17 protein-coding genes, 1 other RNA gene, 3 pseudogenes and 1 other annotated feature are annotated in these 14672 nt (G+C 42.8%); of the genes and pseudogenes, 3 read left to right on the top strand and 18 right to left on the bottom strand.

Going from position 1 to position 14672, the window contains the following annotated elements:
- Window positions 1-82 precede the first annotated feature (82 nt).
- From CI597_RS19775 to CI597_RS14325, 11 genes and pseudogenes are all read right to left on the bottom strand, one after another.
- A complete protein-coding gene (locus CI597_RS19775) occupies window positions 83-310 on the bottom strand; it encodes an NAD(P)H-dependent oxidoreductase (protein WP_328514493.1) in 228 nt (75 codons plus the stop codon).
- Between the two features lie 81 nt (window positions 311-391).
- Window positions 392-1567 carry an iron-containing alcohol dehydrogenase gene (locus CI597_RS14365; RefSeq protein WP_024727879.1) on the bottom strand — a complete coding sequence of 392 codons (1176 nt, stop codon included), beginning with the start codon at window positions 1565-1567 and terminating at the stop codon, window positions 392-394.
- Between the two features lie 163 nt (window positions 1568-1730).
- Window positions 1731-2393 (bottom strand): 7-cyano-7-deazaguanine synthase QueC, encoded by a 663-nt coding sequence (gene queC, locus CI597_RS14360; RefSeq protein WP_024727880.1) that lies wholly within the window; start codon window positions 2391-2393, stop codon window positions 1731-1733.
- Window positions 2394-2410: 17 nt separating this feature from the next.
- A complete protein-coding gene (folE, locus tag CI597_RS14355) occupies window positions 2411-2998 on the bottom strand; it encodes a GTP cyclohydrolase I FolE (RefSeq protein ID WP_024727881.1) in 588 nt (195 codons plus the stop codon).
- 6 nt (window positions 2999-3004) lie between these two features.
- A complete protein-coding gene (queE, locus tag CI597_RS14350) occupies window positions 3005-3673 on the bottom strand; it encodes a putative 7-carboxy-7-deazaguanine synthase QueE (protein WP_024727882.1) in 669 nt (222 codons plus the stop codon).
- A 2-nt stretch (window positions 3674-3675) separates the two neighbouring features.
- The gene (queD, locus tag CI597_RS14345) at window positions 3676-4095 is read right to left on the bottom strand and encodes a 6-carboxytetrahydropterin synthase QueD (protein WP_024727883.1); all 420 of its coding nucleotides are present in this window, start codon (window positions 4093-4095) and stop codon (window positions 3676-3678) included.
- Between the two features lie 287 nt (window positions 4096-4382).
- The gene (locus CI597_RS14340) at window positions 4383-4676 is read right to left on the bottom strand and encodes a hypothetical protein (RefSeq protein ID WP_051405227.1); all 294 of its coding nucleotides are present in this window, start codon (window positions 4674-4676) and stop codon (window positions 4383-4385) included.
- 167 nt (window positions 4677-4843) lie between these two features.
- A pseudogene (locus CI597_RS14335) lies at window positions 4844-5056 on the bottom strand (DUF4368 domain-containing protein); the annotation flags it as partial.
- Window positions 5047-5190: pseudogene (locus CI597_RS14330) on the bottom strand (replication initiation factor domain-containing protein); the annotation flags it as partial. The pseudogenes CI597_RS14335 and CI597_RS14330, both read right to left, overlap by 10 nt.
- 155 nt (window positions 5191-5345) lie before the next feature.
- Window positions 5346-5513 carry a hypothetical protein gene (locus CI597_RS18010; protein WP_158221722.1) on the bottom strand — a complete coding sequence of 56 codons (168 nt, stop codon included), beginning with the start codon at window positions 5511-5513 and terminating at the stop codon, window positions 5346-5348.
- Window positions 5514-5779: 266 nt separating this feature from the next.
- A complete protein-coding gene (locus tag CI597_RS14325) occupies window positions 5780-6307 on the bottom strand; it encodes a GNAT family N-acetyltransferase (RefSeq protein ID WP_024727885.1) in 528 nt (175 codons plus the stop codon).
- Between the two features lie 374 nt (window positions 6308-6681).
- Here CI597_RS14325 and CI597_RS14320 point away from each other — a divergent pair, with 374 nt between their 5' ends.
- Both CI597_RS14320 and CI597_RS14315 read left to right on the top strand, forming a co-directional pair.
- Window positions 6682-7533 carry a tyrosine-type recombinase/integrase gene (locus tag CI597_RS14320; RefSeq protein WP_095142995.1) on the top strand — a complete coding sequence of 284 codons (852 nt, stop codon included), beginning with the start codon at window positions 6682-6684 and terminating at the stop codon, window positions 7531-7533.
- Window positions 7526-8677 carry an IS91 family transposase gene (locus CI597_RS14315; RefSeq protein ID WP_024727887.1) on the top strand — a complete coding sequence of 384 codons (1152 nt, stop codon included), beginning with the start codon at window positions 7526-7528 and terminating at the stop codon, window positions 8675-8677. The genes CI597_RS14320 and CI597_RS14315 overlap by 8 nt, the downstream gene beginning before the upstream one ends.
- A gap of 563 nt (window positions 8678-9240) precedes the next feature.
- Here CI597_RS14315 and CI597_RS18740 read toward each other — a convergent pair.
- Window positions 9241-9342, bottom strand: a pseudogene (locus tag CI597_RS18740) (helix-turn-helix transcriptional regulator); the annotation flags it as partial.
- A gap of 140 nt (window positions 9343-9482) precedes the next feature.
- Between CI597_RS18740 and CI597_RS19550 the strand changes: the two are divergent.
- Window positions 9483-9647, top strand: coding sequence for an EamA family transporter (locus tag CI597_RS19550; protein ID WP_334293353.1), 165 nt, complete (start codon window positions 9483-9485; stop codon window positions 9645-9647).
- A gap of 71 nt (window positions 9648-9718) precedes the next feature.
- On the opposite strand, the gene CI597_RS14300 is transcribed toward CI597_RS19550, so the two are convergent.
- From CI597_RS14300 to CI597_RS17820, 6 genes are all read right to left on the bottom strand, one after another.
- The gene (locus CI597_RS14300) at window positions 9719-10492 is read right to left on the bottom strand and encodes an ABC transporter ATP-binding protein (protein ID WP_024727888.1); all 774 of its coding nucleotides are present in this window, start codon (window positions 10490-10492) and stop codon (window positions 9719-9721) included.
- Entirely contained in the window at window positions 10489-11370 is an 882-nt protein-coding gene (locus CI597_RS14295) for an ABC transporter permease (RefSeq protein WP_024727889.1), read from the bottom strand. Before CI597_RS14295 ends, CI597_RS14300 begins: the two co-directional genes overlap by 4 nt.
- Before the next feature lie 13 nt (window positions 11371-11383).
- On the bottom strand, window positions 11384-12391 hold the full coding sequence (locus tag CI597_RS14290; RefSeq protein WP_024727890.1) for an ABC transporter substrate-binding protein: 1008 nt from the start codon (window positions 12389-12391) through the stop codon (window positions 11384-11386).
- Window positions 12392-12526: 135 nt separating this feature from the next.
- Window positions 12527-12764 (bottom strand) — a binding site (T-box leader).
- A gap of 58 nt (window positions 12765-12822) precedes the next feature.
- Window positions 12823-13458 carry a cell wall hydrolase gene (locus tag CI597_RS14285; RefSeq protein ID WP_024727891.1) on the bottom strand — a complete coding sequence of 212 codons (636 nt, stop codon included), beginning with the start codon at window positions 13456-13458 and terminating at the stop codon, window positions 12823-12825.
- 479 nt (window positions 13459-13937) lie between these two features.
- Window positions 13938-14275, bottom strand: an RNA gene (gene rnpB / locus CI597_RS14270) — RNase P RNA component class A.
- Between the two features lie 47 nt (window positions 14276-14322).
- The gene (locus CI597_RS17820; RefSeq protein ID WP_024727893.1) at window positions 14323-14523 is read right to left on the bottom strand and encodes a hypothetical protein; all 201 of its coding nucleotides are present in this window, start codon (window positions 14521-14523) and stop codon (window positions 14323-14325) included.
- Between the last annotated feature and the right edge of the window lie 149 nt (window positions 14524-14672).

The following is a 14672-nucleotide window of genomic DNA, read 5'->3' as shown; positions in this document are numbered from 1 at the left end:
AAAATCTCCAGTTCAAGACTGAAAAGAAGGTCTGTTCAGTAAACAATCGCAGCACAGCGCCGTTTTGCTGCAATAAGAATCACTAACATCTATTCAATAAATTTTTGGCAAATGCTCTTGCTCTATCAGTTTTATTATCACTGATAAATCCACTATTGTATCCCAAATCACGTTCTGACAGCATACCTTCGTATACAAGCCGATCAAGCAAGGCTTTCACAGGTGCTGGACACGACCAACTATAAATGGGCGCAGCCAATATTATTTTATCAGATGCAAGAATAGAATTGACTGATTCTCCATCACAAATTATGTTTGCTGCCCAGCTTCTTCTTACAAGGAAAGGAACAGCCGGGACATAAACTGTCCCGGCCTCGATTATGTATATTTATTAAAATGTTACATCTTTTCCGTAGTAGATGCATTCCAAAACTTTTTCCATGTCATCTGTGGAAGTCTCTCTCGGATTAGATCCCGTACATGCGTCTGCCACGGCGCGCTCTGCGATCATCCTCTTCTTCTGATTAAATTCTTCTTCATTAATTCCAAAATCTTTCAGATTGGAAACAATGTTTAATTTCTTATTCATCTCGCGGATGGCCTCGATCAGTGAAAGAGTCAATGCCTTATCGGAATTTCCAGGAAGGCCGATCCTTCTTGCGATAGCTGCATAGCGTTCCTCACAAACCTTCGCGTTAAACTGGATCACATACGGCAGGTAGATGGCATTTGCACATCCATGTGTGATATGTCCGGTGTCAAAGACGGCTCCTGTCTTATGAGCCAAAGAGTGTACGATTCCCAAAAGTGCATTGGAGAATGCCATTCCTGCGAGGCACTGTGCATAGTGCATATTCTCACGGGCTGTCATATCCCCTTCGTAGGAAGCTTTTAAGTTGTCAAACACCATCTCAATAGCTTCTAATGCCAGCGGATCTGAGAACGGAGAATGAAGTCCTGCCACATATGCTTCAATGGCATGAGTCAGTGCATCCATTCCTGTATAGGAAGTCAGTTTCGGAGGCATCGTCTCCGCCAATGCAGGATCTACGATTGCAATATCCGGTGTGATCTCAAAGTCTGCCAGCGGATATTTGATTCCTGAACTGTAATCTGTGATAACAGAAAATGCCGTCACTTCGGTAGCTGTTCCTGATGTTGACGGGATCGCAAGGAATTTGGCTTTATTCCTGAGCGGAGGAACTGTAAACGGATCTTTTACATCGTCAAATGTAGTTTCCGGATGCTCATAGAAGATCCACATTGCCTTCGCAGCATCGATCGGAGATCCTCCTCCCATCGCAATAATCCAGTCCGGCTCAAAGTCTCTCATGACCTCTGCGCCTTTAAACACAGTCTCTACAGAAGGGTCCGGTTCTACACCTTCAATTAATTTTGTCTCAACTCCTGCTTCTTTTAAATAATCGACAACCTGGTCTACAAATCCAAAACGTTTCATAGAACCGCCGCCGAGTACCAAAACAGCTTTTTTTCCATCCAATGTCTTCAGTGACTCAAGTGATCCTTTTCCAAAGTATAAATCTCTAGGTAGTGTAAATCTTCCCATACGTTATCTCCTTTGCTGCAGAGGATTGAAATGTTGACAACCCTGACCAATGGTTACATTCTTATTGTACTGCTTTGTTAATGTTTTATCAATAAAAATCTGCAACAAAAACACACTCACACAAATGTTCTAATATTGACTATATGACATTGACATTTGTTCTTTATTTCTTTCGCTCCGAAAGATAGGCTTCCATCCCCCGCCTTCTGAGTCTGCACGCAGGACATTCTCCGCATCCGTCCCCCCTGACTCCATTATAGCAGGTCAGTGTTTCATGTCTTATCACATCAAATACTCCCAGATCATCGGCCATTTTCCATGTTTCTTTTTTGTCGATCCACATGAGAGGCGTAATCACTTCAAACTCGTAATCCATCGCCAGAGTCAGCGTCGTTTCCAGAGACGTAATAAATACATGTCTGCAGTCCGGATATCCGCTGAAATCGCTCTGGGACACGCCGGTCACCAGTACATGGATATCTCTCTGCTTTGCAAATACTGCCGCAAAGGTAAGAAACAGCATATTCCTTCCGTCTACAAAGGAATTCGGCGTACCCGTTTCAGGCGCCTCTTTGTCCACCTCAATATCTGCCCTCGTCAATGAGTTGGGCGCCAGCTGGTTTAAGAGGGCCATATCCAGAATATGATGCTCTACGCCATATTTTTTGCAGATTTCTTTGGCACAAATCAATTCATCCGAATGCTTCTGTCCGTAATTAAAAGAAAGCGCGATAACTTCTTCATATTTTTTCTTTGCCCAGAACAGACAGGTGGTACTGTCCTGTCCCCCACTGAATACTACAACTGCTTTTGTCGGTTTTGACATAGTTTTCTTTCCTCCTCTTATCTTTCTGCGAGCATATAAAAGCGGTTCTCCATGGCAGAGTCATTTTCAAACTTCCCTCTCAACGTAGATGTAATGGTCTTTGCCTGATTTTTCTTAATGCCCCTGGCGCTCATACAGCTGTGATTTCCTTCGATGAGCACAGCTACATCCTCTGTCCCTGCCACTTTGGAGATGATCTCTGCGATATCTGACCCGATCCGTTCCTGGAGCTGAAGCCTTTTGCCGACCATGTCACAGATCCTTGCGATCTTGCTCAGTCCCAGAATCTTTTCTTTCGGCTGATATGCCACAGTGACTTTCATATTGTACATAAGGGCCAGATGGTGTTCACAGTAGCTGAATATATCGATGTCTTTTACAACGACCATATCCTTATGATTTTTTACAGACAGATCGTCCTCAAAGGTTTTAGAGTACATTTCTGCAATCTGGTCATTGCTGTAATTCATCCCCTCAAACACTTCTTCATACATCCTGGCTACACGGTCCGGCGTCTCCTTAAGACCCTCCCGGTCCGGATTATCCCCCAGCGCTTCCAGGATACCTCTGATATGTTTTTTGACTGCTTCTTTATCGATTGCCATAGCTTCTTAGACTCCCTTCCGCTCCGGATTCCAGACAACTTTATGGATCTGGATCTGAAACCTGACTTTATTCATCCTGTGTTCTTTCATAAACTCCACGATCTCATCCGGAGGTATGGCACCGAAAACCGGACTGAAATACACGATCGCCTTTTCACAGAGAGAAAACCGTTCGATAACTTCTTTTGCCTTCTCCAGATCTTCTCTTGTCCCTATCACAAACTTTACGACATCCCACGGCTTTAATTCTTCCATATTTTCAAGGTACATGGACTCCTCCATGCCGCTGGAGGGCAGTTTATAGTCCATCGTCATCGAAAATCTCGCATCCCGCTCTCTCCATGGGCGGATGGGAATACTTCCGTTCGTTTCAATTTCCAGTTCTGTCTTTGGAAGTGACAAAATACTTCCAATCAATTCGCTGATATTTTCATCCAGCAGAGGTTCTCCCCCGGTCAATGTTACCAGATCTGCTTCTGACTCCTTTACCATCTGCGCCACTTCCGCAGCCGTCATGAGATCCGCCTCACCTTTTTTGCTGATGGCCCATTTGGTATCGCAGTAGGAACAGTTTAAATTACATCCCCGAAGGCGAATAAACATAGAAAGCCGGCCCGCCTTCTTCCCCTCGCCGTTGATACTCACAAAGCTTTCTGCTATTTTAAAAACTTCCATCGCTATTCTCCGTAAATGGCACAGTTATTCGGCGTCTCATATACTTCCACATAAGAAACGTCATAGCCGTCCTGTTTGATCCGGTCATAAAAATATCTGGCAAAATTCTCTGCCGTAGGGCGGAATTTAACTTCAATAATCCGGAAATCTTCTTCTCTCAGTGCTTCTATCGTCTTGGTCTTCAGTGTGTCTTTTTCCACGATCAGAGCATGGTCAAACTCGTCTGCGATTTCTTTTACCTTGTCCTTTAATTCGCCGAAGTCTACGACCATCCCCCTGGTCTGGCCCTGTTCTTCTACTTTTTCCTTTTGGATCGTCACCGATAGTTTCCACCGGTGTCCGTGCAGATTTCTGCACTTGCCCTCGTATCCCGCCAGAAAATGTGCGGAGTCAAAAGACGCATGTGTATTTAACTGGTACATGTTTATCCCTTTCTCTCGTTTTCTATTTCCCGCTGTTTCAGGCCTTCTTCCGAAAAGAACCCCATGAAACAGTAAAAGACACGCCACCCGCGGTGTCCGTGTCTCTAAGCATTCATCTAAGACATAAGAAATATGTCTGATCATATCCTCTTATTTTGTCCTAGTTTTGTTTAAAGACAGGATGGTACGAATGAACTGTCTGACATATTTACAATAACTAAATGAGTATAACACACTTTTCATTAATAGGGAATAAAAATTCCAAGTTTTCTTCTCTATCTTCTGTTTCACCTCATGGCTGCTGAAAATAACCGGATCAAGAATTTCCATATACGGGGATATTCCCTCAGGATCGTTTGTCTGATTTCTTCGCAGGCTGCCGTCCCTTTTTCTGTGAAAGTAAATGTTCCGTCAGCAGCTCCTCCGATGACTATGTGTGCATTGACATAACCTCCCACAGCAATGTGGGTGGCTAAAGCACATTCTCCTATGGAAATCAGCCCCGCAGAGAGCAGACCCACGGAGAAAAGACCAGCAGCAAAGTTTCCAATGGCTATGATTCCTTTTGCTTTATTATTCATAGTGGAGATTCACAGTCACATAGACTGCTTCCTTTTCTCCCGATGCACCAGAATTTCCAACCAACTCATCCATGCTGATATGAAAAATTCTGCTCAATTCCATCAGTTTCTTCATCTCCGGTGTTGTAGTCCCGCTTTCCCTTAGTTAAAGATATGAACCCTCATTATCAGTCTACTTTTCCAATAAATCGGTAATATATCTCTATTTCCTGTATTCTTTCGTTATCCTCATTCGTTGTTGCGTCATGAATAAGGATTTTTTCTATCATTGCATTTAATAATGGTGCTGTCAGTTCCTTTGGTACGGAATATTCCTTGATTAACTCAATCCACTTTTCAGCACCTACCATGTCCTGTTCCATTTTACTTAGTGCTTGTCTTTCAGTTCTGCCTGTTCTATCATATCTTTCAGTGTCGTTGTATGGTTTTCCTTGTCCAGTTCCTGTACCATTTTTATGGTTGGTGCTACCTGTCGTTGCAGCCAATTTAAAGCCTTTTGTAAGGTATAATGCTCTTAGCGATGGCAGTGGCTTATATGCCCTGTTCTTCAGCCGCTCTACAAGATTTGTAATGTTTTCTTCCAGATGTTCCCCATACTCTTCTTTCGTCACTTTGTCTATGCCTACTGCCTTGTTTCCATCCAATTATTTATGACACTGTTTTAACATTTCAGCATTTATCAAGTGATATAGAGACGTGAACTCCGGCTTCGGCGTTGTCTCCGATATTTCTGCTATTCTCTCTAATTTCGTTCCCATCAATACCTCCGTTCCTGGGCACGGTTGATGTGTCCTCAGAAAGACCGTTACTATGTAGCCCCCTTCCCTCCACCGGCATTACCCGGTCTCCCCGGTACTATGAAGCTATCCGACTGCCTGCCGCCCATCCGTCCATCTCCATCTTCTAGTTGATAGGACGTACTTGTCTCCAAGAAGTGTCAGGCTCTCCCCAGTTGACAACTAACCACAATGTCAAGCATGACTGGCTCTTTGACCCCGCAGTGCCGAACAGTTCTGGCTACTGCTGGTTGGCTGGACCTTCGCAGACAGGATTTGCACCTGCTGGGTTAATTGCCCTTTGCTGGGCGCACAACTGGAAGTTGTCTATTTCATTATCTTCTCAAATCTGAAAAAATCATATCCTCTTTCTTCCGGCATTCCGCCGGCAGGCTCTCCGTTTTGATGAGGGTCTTTGTGATATTGATTATAAAATTCTACGATATGAAATCCTAATCTGTTCACATAAAAGTGGATGTTTCTTTTTTCAAAATAAGGCGTATGTGTTTCCCAAACCTCCGTCTCAGGATGAAGTTCTTCGATTGTCTTCCAAAGGGCTTGTCCCGTGCCTTTGCTCTGACAACCAACCTTTACATATAACAAATCCAGATAGTTTTTTCTCGTCTCAGTATTGATTACAATTACAGCTCCACCTACAATTTCGCCGTCAATCAAAGCAAAGTATGTCTCTGCTCCTTTCGCTGTGAAAGATTCTTCAATATCTTTTTCCGGAAGAATTATGTCATCGCATAAGCCATATTCAGACTCATATCCAACTTGGAATGCTTCTTGGACTTGTTTAATAAAGAGCGGCTTTTCTTGCTCTGCAACAGGAAATAAAATCAATTTACTCATACTTCATTGTTCTCCTTAAATATTCATAGTCTGTTAAATCGAAGAAGTATGTGTTTATTCTCTTCCACCCCAGTTAAATAATTTCATTGTTTATCACTCCAAATTCTAATTGAACAAAATCGCTGCGCGATGGCCTACCAAGGCTGTGACATAGCGATTTTCTGTTTTCTGTAATAAAAACAGTGGAAAGCAAGTCCTAAAAGTAGTATTGTTAAGTTACCACACCAAACAATCAAACAGGATCGACCTTCCCACTGCCTATGAAAAGAATAACACCCTTCCGCTTGGTTGGCAAGCGGTTTTATGACCCAAATGCGCCTCCGTGTAAAGCAGTGACTTTTTGATACTACTGATTTTACATGGAGGATTTTATTATGTACGAAAAATACTTAGAAAAACTTGAGGAAGCCGCAAAAATCCGGAATCTTAAAGAACGTTCCATCAACTGTTATAAAAACTATGTCTCTTACTTTCTGAAATATCAGGGTAAGAATCCGGAGGAACTTACCTGTCAGGATGTCAGGACTTTTTTGCTTGCTAAAATAGATGAAGGGCTGAAAGCCACAACCCTGAATCTTTATAATTCTGCCATCCGTTTTTTCTATCGGAATGTCCTGCACATCCTTTGGGATGACATCATGGTCCCACGGATGATTCTGGAACACAAGCTTCCAATAGTACTGACTATTGATGAAATCGACCGTCAATTAGAAACTGTCGATGATATCAAATATAAGGCTATGTTTGCAATAATGTATTCTTCCGGAATGCGGGTTTCCGAAGTGATTCACCTGCATTATGATGACATTTCCCGCTCAAATATGCAGATCCATGTCCGGGATACAAAGAACCGGATGGATCGCTATACAATCCTTTCCAAGCGGTGCCTGGATATCCTTACACAATACTGGTTTGAGAAAGGACGTCCCCGCGGAATCCTGTTTCCTAATAAATTCACTGGCAATTACCTGACAGTCAGTACACTGGAGCAGGTGATGCGTCGGGCAGTATCTGATGCTGGACTTCCCAAGAAGGCAACTCCCCACTGTCTTCGCCATAGCTTTGCAACTCATCTGATGGAGCAGGGGATAGAACGGCAAAATATTCAGGCACTGCTTGGACACCGTGATCCAAAATCCACGGAAGTTTATCTTCATGTCAGCAATAAATCCCTGATGGGAATCCAAAGTCCATTTGACAGGAAAGAAGGTGCTGTCCATGAATAAACCAACCGTGCAGGATATCTTTCTTCGTTTTTATCCAGCATATCTTGAAAAGCATTCTCCTTCTCCGGAACAGGCAAAAGTTGCCCGAAACATCTTGAACTGCAAAACAGGGGCTTACGGTGCGAATGTCAGTGTATACGAAGACTGTGGTGCTGTTCAGATTCATTATAATTCCTGCCGTAACCGTTGTTGCCCTATGTGTCAGGCTGTTCCAAAGGAAATGTGGATGGATGCCCGCAGAGAGGATGTCCTTGATGCCCCGTACTTCCACATAGTATTTACAGTGCCGGATGTTCTGAATCCAATCATTTACAGTAATCAGAAACTATTATATGATACCCTGTATCATGCTACTTCTGCTACAATCAGTGAACTGGCTACTGATCCAAAGTATCTGGGAGCTACTGTTGGATATATCTGTATCTTACATACATGGGGTTCTGAAATGAACTTTCATCCTCATATCCATACAATACTGCTTGGTGATGGTCTGACACCTAAAAACGAATGGAAAGACAATGGTACTGAGTTTTTTCTTCCCATATGGGTCATCTCCAAGGTTTTTCGTGAAAAATATATGGAGGAGTTGAAAAATCTCTGGAATACGAACCAGCTTAAGTTTCATAGAACTGCCGAAAAATACCGTAACCATTATGCATTCAAGGAACTGATTGATTCCTGTTATGATGCGGAATGGGTTCCTTATTGCAAGAAAACTTTTAATGGAGCACAGTCTGTGATTGATTACCTTGGAAAGTATACCCACAGAATTGCTATCAGCAATCACCGCATCATCTGCATGGATGATGAAAACGTCACTTTTTCTATAAAAGATTACCGGAACAAAGGACAATGGAAAGAACTGACCCTTTCCGGAGTTGAATTCATACGGCGGTTTCTAATGCATGTACCGCCAAAACGTTTTGTCAGGATTCGGCATTACGGACTTCTTTGTTCCCGCAGCAAACGAAAGAAGCTTACTTTATGCCGGAATATCCTTGGATGCAAAAAGTATCTCTCAAAACTCCGGGACAAGGAGATGCCTGAGATACTAAAGCAGCTTTATGGGATAAATGTCTGTGTATGTAAAGCCTGTGGCGGCCATCTTGGAAAACCACAGTTCCGAAAACCACAAAGATGTTAAAGCCTTATTCTTCCATATTTTTTCTGAAGCCTCAAAGTTTGAGGTTTTGTTGTCGTACCTATTTATCTGAAAATATTTGATTTCTGTAGCTTCTGTACAGAAAATCCTGTATAATCACGGGTAAGGGCAAAAGATTGAAAGTCCATAGGTAGTGGTTATCTGGACACTCACTTTGTTCAATTAGGCCAAATCGAAAATGGTGTAAACGAAGGGGCAGTTCACTGGAATGCCAAAACTGCTTTTTCGTTTACCCCATCATCGATTCTAACCTAAAGAATTTGTCTTTGTGTACATTATAGCATGATACTTCAATATCGTCATTTCTTTTCTGTTTTTGAAAAGTTACTTATCAGCCTGTGCTTTGTAAAGGGTGCTATTCAGCATTACTCATGCAACAAGCCCTTGACAAACTATAGACCAATAAGCTTTAGGATAATCAAGTGGAAATGAAATAGTCTGCTGTTTTACCGCAACGAAAAAGAGATACTAACACGCTTATGTAGTATCTCTAAGCTTAGTAACAATATTTTTTTATTTACAAGCAGGTAAACACAGGCTATTTCTCAATATCTTTTTGTTTGGGAAACTCCCAGTTCCCACTTGGATACGGTCTGCCTGGATACATACAGCTGGTTTCCCAATTCTTCCTGTGACCAGTCTTTCTCTTTTCTTAAACGATTTAAATTTTTATAGAATTTTCATAGGCTATCTCCTCTGTCTGTTTATATATATCATAAGAACTGTGGCTCTTTTTTCCACCAAATGCCGTTGGAAATATGTCAACTAAAGTTAACATCCACGGTTTTTGGCCATTTTATGTGGATATCTCGAACCACTGTCGGCACTCATATTCTCAGCATTCTTTCTCAGAGAGCGCCTGTCGGCTGTACAGCTTCTGGGTGCTGTTCTTATTTTGGGAGGTGCTGTTGCAAGTGAATTATTACAAAAGAAAAATCGGCATAGCCGATAATCACGACTATGCCGATTTTTTCTGGGTTATATATCCCTGTTAAACATCACCAAACATCTGTATATATTCACTCAATTCCCGGTCTCTATGCTGATCTCATTAAACTGATCCAGCAAATCTTCTATAGCTAAAGTTTCTTTTTCTTTTCCTGCCTTGTCTAAAATTGCCTGTCCCTGGTGCATCATGATCAGACGGTTTCCATATTCCACGGCAAACCTGAGATTGTGCGTGACCATAACAGTCGTTAAGTTTTTCTCCCTGACGATCTTATCCGTCAGTTGCATGATCAGTTCCGCCGTCTTTGGGTCCAGCGCCGCCGTGTGTTCATCCAGGATCAAAAACTCAATCGGCGTCATTGTGGTCATCAGAAGTGCCATTGCCTGCCGCTGTCCCCCTGACAGGGCGCCGACCTTTGTTCCCATCATATCTTCGAGCCCTAACCCCAGCTGGGAAAGCATTTCACGGTAATGGCTGATCCTTCTCTTATTTGTGCCCAGTCCGAGTCCATACGCCCTGCCTTTATTGTCTGCCAGAGACATATTTTCAAGAATTGTCATGGAAGGACATGTTCCCATGGCCGGGTCCTGATATACCCTTCCGATCTTTCTCTGACGGACAAACTCCTTCTGCTTTGTGATATCCTCACCGCCAAGGCTGATTGATCCGTTCTCGGGCTGGAGACTTCCGCAGATCAGGTTCAGCATTGATGTCTTCCCTGATCCGTTGCTGCCGATCACAGAAACGAAATCACCGTTCTGAATCTTTAAATTAAAATCTTTAAACAGACAGATTTCATTCACCGTTCCGATGTTATAATATTTGTCAATATTTTTAAGTTCAATCATGCTTTCACCTTCTTTTTCCGGTCCATACTGATGATCAGGATCACAAGAAACAGGATCGCAGTGATCAGTTTAAGGTCCTGGGAATCCAGTCCGATCTCGATGGCTGCTGCCACGCATGCCTTATAAATGACAGATCCGATGATAACAGCCGTTGTAGCCTTCAGAATATTTCCTTTAAAAATGTTCGTCCCGATGATAACGCTGGCAAGGCCAATGACGATAGTCCCGGTACCCATCGAGATTTCAAAAAATCTCTGCTGCTGGCACATGACACTGCCTGCCAAAGCTACCAGCCCGTTAGCGATGGAAAGTCCGACTATTTTTACAGACCCGCTGTCCTTAGCCAGTGACGTAACAATTTTTTCATTGTCCCCCACGGCTCTGAGCAGAAATCCGGATTTTGTCTTTAAGTACAAGTCCAGGAGGAGTTTTGCGATCAGCATGATCAGTGTAATGATGATCAGTGTCTTATACGGCTCAAGCGCCTCCGGAAATAATTTGTTGATAAAATCATTGTTAAAAATCGTATTGTAATTGAACAGAGGCACATTGGCACTTCCCCCGGTAATCCGCAGATTGATCGTATAAAGTCCCGTCATCATAATGATACCTGAAAGCAGATCCCTGACTCTGAACTTCACGTGGATGATCCCGGTCAAAGCCCCTGCTGCCGCTCCCGCCGCTGTTGAAAGGATCAGCGAAAGTATCGGATTGAACCCATTCATCAACAGTACCGTGGTGATGGCAGCACCTAACGGAAAGGTACTGTCCACAGACAAATCCGGAAAGTCCAGTATTTTATAAGTAATGTATACGCCCAGAGCCATCACCGCATAGATGAATCCCTGCTCGAAGACGCCAATGATCAGTTGTTCCATTTTTTGCTCCTATTTATTTGCTTGCTTTAATTTCTGTAAATGTTTCTACAGCCTCTTTCTTTACATCTGACGGTAATTTAATTCCAAGGTCTTTTGCCGTTTTTTCATTGAGGTAGATGTCTCCCTGATTAAACGTCTCAAACGGAATTTCGGATGCTTTCTTCTCTCCCTTTAATACTTTGGCAGCCATTTTTCCTGTCTGTTCTCCAAGTTTTACGAAGTCAATTCCCACGCATCCAATACATCCTAATTTCACCTGTTCGATCTCTGAACCGAATACCGGGATCTTTGCCTTGTTAGCTTTTTCCAGGTAAGTCGGCATTGAGCTTACGACCAGATTATCTGTAAGGTTTGTAATACAGTCTACTTTTTTAATCAGGCTATCCGCCGCCATCGGCATATCTGCCGCCGCACTGATTCCCTGAGTAACAATCTTGAAACCGTTCTTCTCAGCTACTTTCTCATAAGCTTCAATTCCGGCTTTAGAGTTAACCTCATTTGTGCTGTACAGGATTCCTACATTTTTTGCCTTAGGAAGCACTTTACGGATCAGCTTCAGCTGTTTATCTGCAAGGATCAGATCAGAAGTTCCTGTAACTTCCCCTACATTTTTTCCGTCCTTGTCTACGAATCCTGCCAGTTCCGGTGATGTAACCGCAGTGTAGATAACCGGTGTCTTAGAATCAGAAGCTGCATTGTATGCGCTCTGGGCACTTGGTGTCGCAATGGCACAGATCAGGTCCATCTTCTTGGAAGCAAAGTTTGAAGCGATCTGGTTATCGGCAGCGGTATCAGCCTGAGCATTTTTATAAGTAATCTTTAAATTTTTTCCTTCCTTGATTCCTTCTTTTTCTAACCCCTGGATAAAACCTTTGCGGCAGTTATTTAAAGATTCATGCTCTGCAAACTGCTGAATCCCGATCTGATAGCTTTTGTCCTCACTTTTTTTTGAACATCCGGCAAATAATAATGTTGCTGCCAATACTGCGCTGCATCCTGCTGCTAATAATCTCTTTTTCATAACTTCTTCTCCTTTTCTCTACAATTGATTTTTTGCACTTATAGAGATAAACATTCATAGTAGTGGCAGGAGCGAATCTCTCCGCAGAAAGGTTCTCAGAACTTTCCTGTGGAATAAAAAACGCCCCAAGCTAATGCTTGAGGCGGATATCCGCGGTACCACTCAAATTGACATCATAAAAAATGCCCACTCTTTTCATATACCATCATATATGCCCTGTTGTGTAACGGGTCGGGTGCCCGGCAACTCCTACTGTGGTTCAGAACTGCCCTCGAAAGTCCATTCATCAGGGAATTCATGCTGCAATCCCACCATCTGCAGCTCTCTTAAAATCCTTCTGATCCTGACTACTACTCTTTCTCATCGGTTTATCACTATATGATAGAATGATAATACTTTTCTTTTTTCGTGTCAACCCCGAATTTTAACTCTTATTTATAAAAAGAATGTCCCTGATAAGTGAATAGTTTCGTCAGAGCCCTGTCAAACCAGGACACATTTCTTGGATTCGCCATTGTCTTTTCCACAAAATACAACGCGCCCTCTGAGTAGTCTTCTCCTTCCAGCGCCCGCTCCACACTTTCTCGTGTAGACGCTTTGATCGTCACCGAATTATACCGTCCGTCGGCTGTCGGAGAAAACTGTACGCTGCCATTGGTCCTCTGGAACACGACCTGTTCGATGGTGTTTGGAAATTCCTTGGAACGGACCCTGTTTATTATCACATTTGCGACTAAGATTTTACTCTTCATGTCTTTGTCAGTAGCTTCTGCTTCCACGATCCTAGTAAGGATTGCTTTCTCTCTTGTAGATATTTTTCCTTTGAGGCCTTTGACATCCTGTACTTTTTCAATCTGACGTTCTATATTTAACTTTTTAATCAGTGCTTTTCGCTCTTTAAACTGCTTCTGTTCTTCCAACAGTTTCCTCTGGATAAGCTGATCAACGCCATTTTCGCCCTGCGGCGGCTGAAATAAAGTATCACTTGCAAAGACCTGCTGCCCTACGCTGCATAAGCCAATCGCACAAGATATGGCTGCTACTTTCCATTTTTTCTTCAATGTCATATACACTCCTTTAATATAGTGTATGACATTTTTGAAACATTATTCACACTTTTGTAAAATTTAAGTCCAATTTCAGATACATCTACATTCTTTTACATAGCAGCATTTATATCGTCATAACATATATGTCATTTTCTGTATTTAAATCAAATCCACAGGACAGCAGCAAACCGCAGGACGCTACATTCTCCTGTTCAGGCTGTACAACAATCCTCTCAGCATCATCCATACAGCTTTAGAGTCTTCTCCTTTCTTCGCTGTCTGTCCATTTTTCTTGATCTCTTTATATTTCTAATTCTTATTTTTTCTGTCTTTGGATCTTTCGTAAGGTGTTTTAACTGCTTATATGTAAATCCGTTTCCTCCAGTTTTACTTATAATATGATTTGCTCCAATCTGTTCGTTCGTCTTAGGCTCCACTGTGTTTTCATCCCTGGATTCTGATGTCTTGTCTGAAAAATTTCTATTTCAATAAAAATGGAATTTAGTTAATCTGTAAGCCGGGTTCTGTCTTAAATGATCATCTATCTCGACTTGCTGTTGCCAGCAAGCTCCAGCGGCACACCGAAAAGCGGACCGGGCAAGCCCATAGCTTTTCTCCTGCCTTGCTTCGGATGGGGTTTACATGTGCCTTGCCTGTTACCAGCCAAGCGGTGGGCTCTTACCCCGCCTTTCCATCCTTACCGGCGATCGCCGGCGGTTTATTTCTGTTGCACTGGCCTGAGGGTCACCCCTACCGGACGTTATCCGGCATCCTGCCCTGCGAAGCCCGGACTTTCCTCACCAAAATACTTTGGCGCGATCATTCGGTTAACTAAATTCCGAGTGGAATTATACCATGTTCTTGTATGTTCCGTCAAACGATTTAGGGATTCCTTTTCTTCGTCTTAATATCAATTATGATCCCTGAGGCACCCAGAAGGCTTATAAGTACCCAGCCAAATTTCGATACCTGCCCTGTTTTCGCCGATGCTGCTGAAGCCTCGCCTGTTTTTTTTCCGCCGCAGCTGATCCTCTCCTCTCTGGATCTCCTGATAATTCCATTTCGTTTCTTCTCCATTTTCATTTATGTTTCCTCCTTTGACACACAAGGTAAGCTCTGTTCTTACCTCTTTTTCGACCACAATGTTGTGTTCCGTCGTCGTTCCGGTAATTCAATAGCCTTTAGGATGCAGAATGCCGCCGTCTTTAGATACTCCTCCGACTGTGGCACCT

Origin of the sequence: Anaerostipes hominis (ex Lee et al. 2021) (assembly GCF_002270485.1) — a bacterium.
Taxonomy (GTDB): Bacteria; Bacillota; Clostridia; order Lachnospirales; family Lachnospiraceae; genus Anaerostipes; species Anaerostipes hominis.
Note: the sequence above shows the minus strand (reverse complement) of the source record. Positions and strands in the feature narration are given on the sequence as shown.

What these genes read in the sequence shown, in the direction of transcription:
- CI597_RS14365 (WP_024727879.1), bottom strand. Translation starts at nt 1,567, where the DNA reads ATGGGAAGATTTACACTACCTAGAGATTTATACTTTGGAAAAGGATCA.
- queC (WP_024727880.1), bottom strand. Translation starts at nt 2,393, where the DNA reads ATGTCAAAACCGACAAAAGCAGTTGTAGTATTCAGTGGGGGACAGGAC.
- folE (WP_024727881.1), bottom strand. Translation starts at nt 2,998, where the DNA reads ATGGCAATCGATAAAGAAGCAGTCAAAAAACATATCAGAGGTATCCTG.
- queE (WP_024727882.1), bottom strand. Translation starts at nt 3,673, where the DNA reads ATGGAAGTTTTTAAAATAGCAGAAAGCTTTGTGAGTATCAACGGCGAG.
- queD (WP_024727883.1), bottom strand. Translation starts at nt 4,095, where the DNA reads ATGTACCAGTTAAATACACATGCGTCTTTTGACTCCGCACATTTTCTG.
- CI597_RS14340 (WP_051405227.1), bottom strand. Translation starts at nt 4,676, where the DNA reads ATGAATAATAAAGCAAAAGGAATCATAGCCATTGGAAACTTTGCTGCT.
- CI597_RS18010 (WP_158221722.1), bottom strand. Translation starts at nt 5,513, where the DNA reads ATGCCGGTGGAGGGAAGGGGGCTACATAGTAACGGTCTTTCTGAGGAC.
- CI597_RS14325 (WP_024727885.1), bottom strand. Translation starts at nt 6,307, where the DNA reads ATGAGTAAATTGATTTTATTTCCTGTTGCAGAGCAAGAAAAGCCGCTC.
- CI597_RS14320 (WP_095142995.1), top strand. Translation starts at nt 6,682, where the DNA reads ATGTACGAAAAATACTTAGAAAAACTTGAGGAAGCCGCAAAAATCCGG.
- CI597_RS14315 (WP_024727887.1), top strand. Translation starts at nt 7,526, where the DNA reads ATGAATAAACCAACCGTGCAGGATATCTTTCTTCGTTTTTATCCAGCA.
- CI597_RS14300 (WP_024727888.1), bottom strand. Translation starts at nt 10,492, where the DNA reads ATGATTGAACTTAAAAATATTGACAAATATTATAACATCGGAACGGTG.
- CI597_RS14295 (WP_024727889.1), bottom strand. Translation starts at nt 11,370, where the DNA reads ATGGAACAACTGATCATTGGCGTCTTCGAGCAGGGATTCATCTATGCG.
- CI597_RS14290 (WP_024727890.1), bottom strand. Translation starts at nt 12,391, where the DNA reads ATGAAAAAGAGATTATTAGCAGCAGGATGCAGCGCAGTATTGGCAGCA.
- CI597_RS14285 (WP_024727891.1), bottom strand. Translation starts at nt 13,458, where the DNA reads ATGACATTGAAGAAAAAATGGAAAGTAGCAGCCATATCTTGTGCGATT.
- CI597_RS17820 (WP_024727893.1), bottom strand. Translation starts at nt 14,523, where the DNA reads ATGAAAATGGAGAAGAAACGAAATGGAATTATCAGGAGATCCAGAGAG.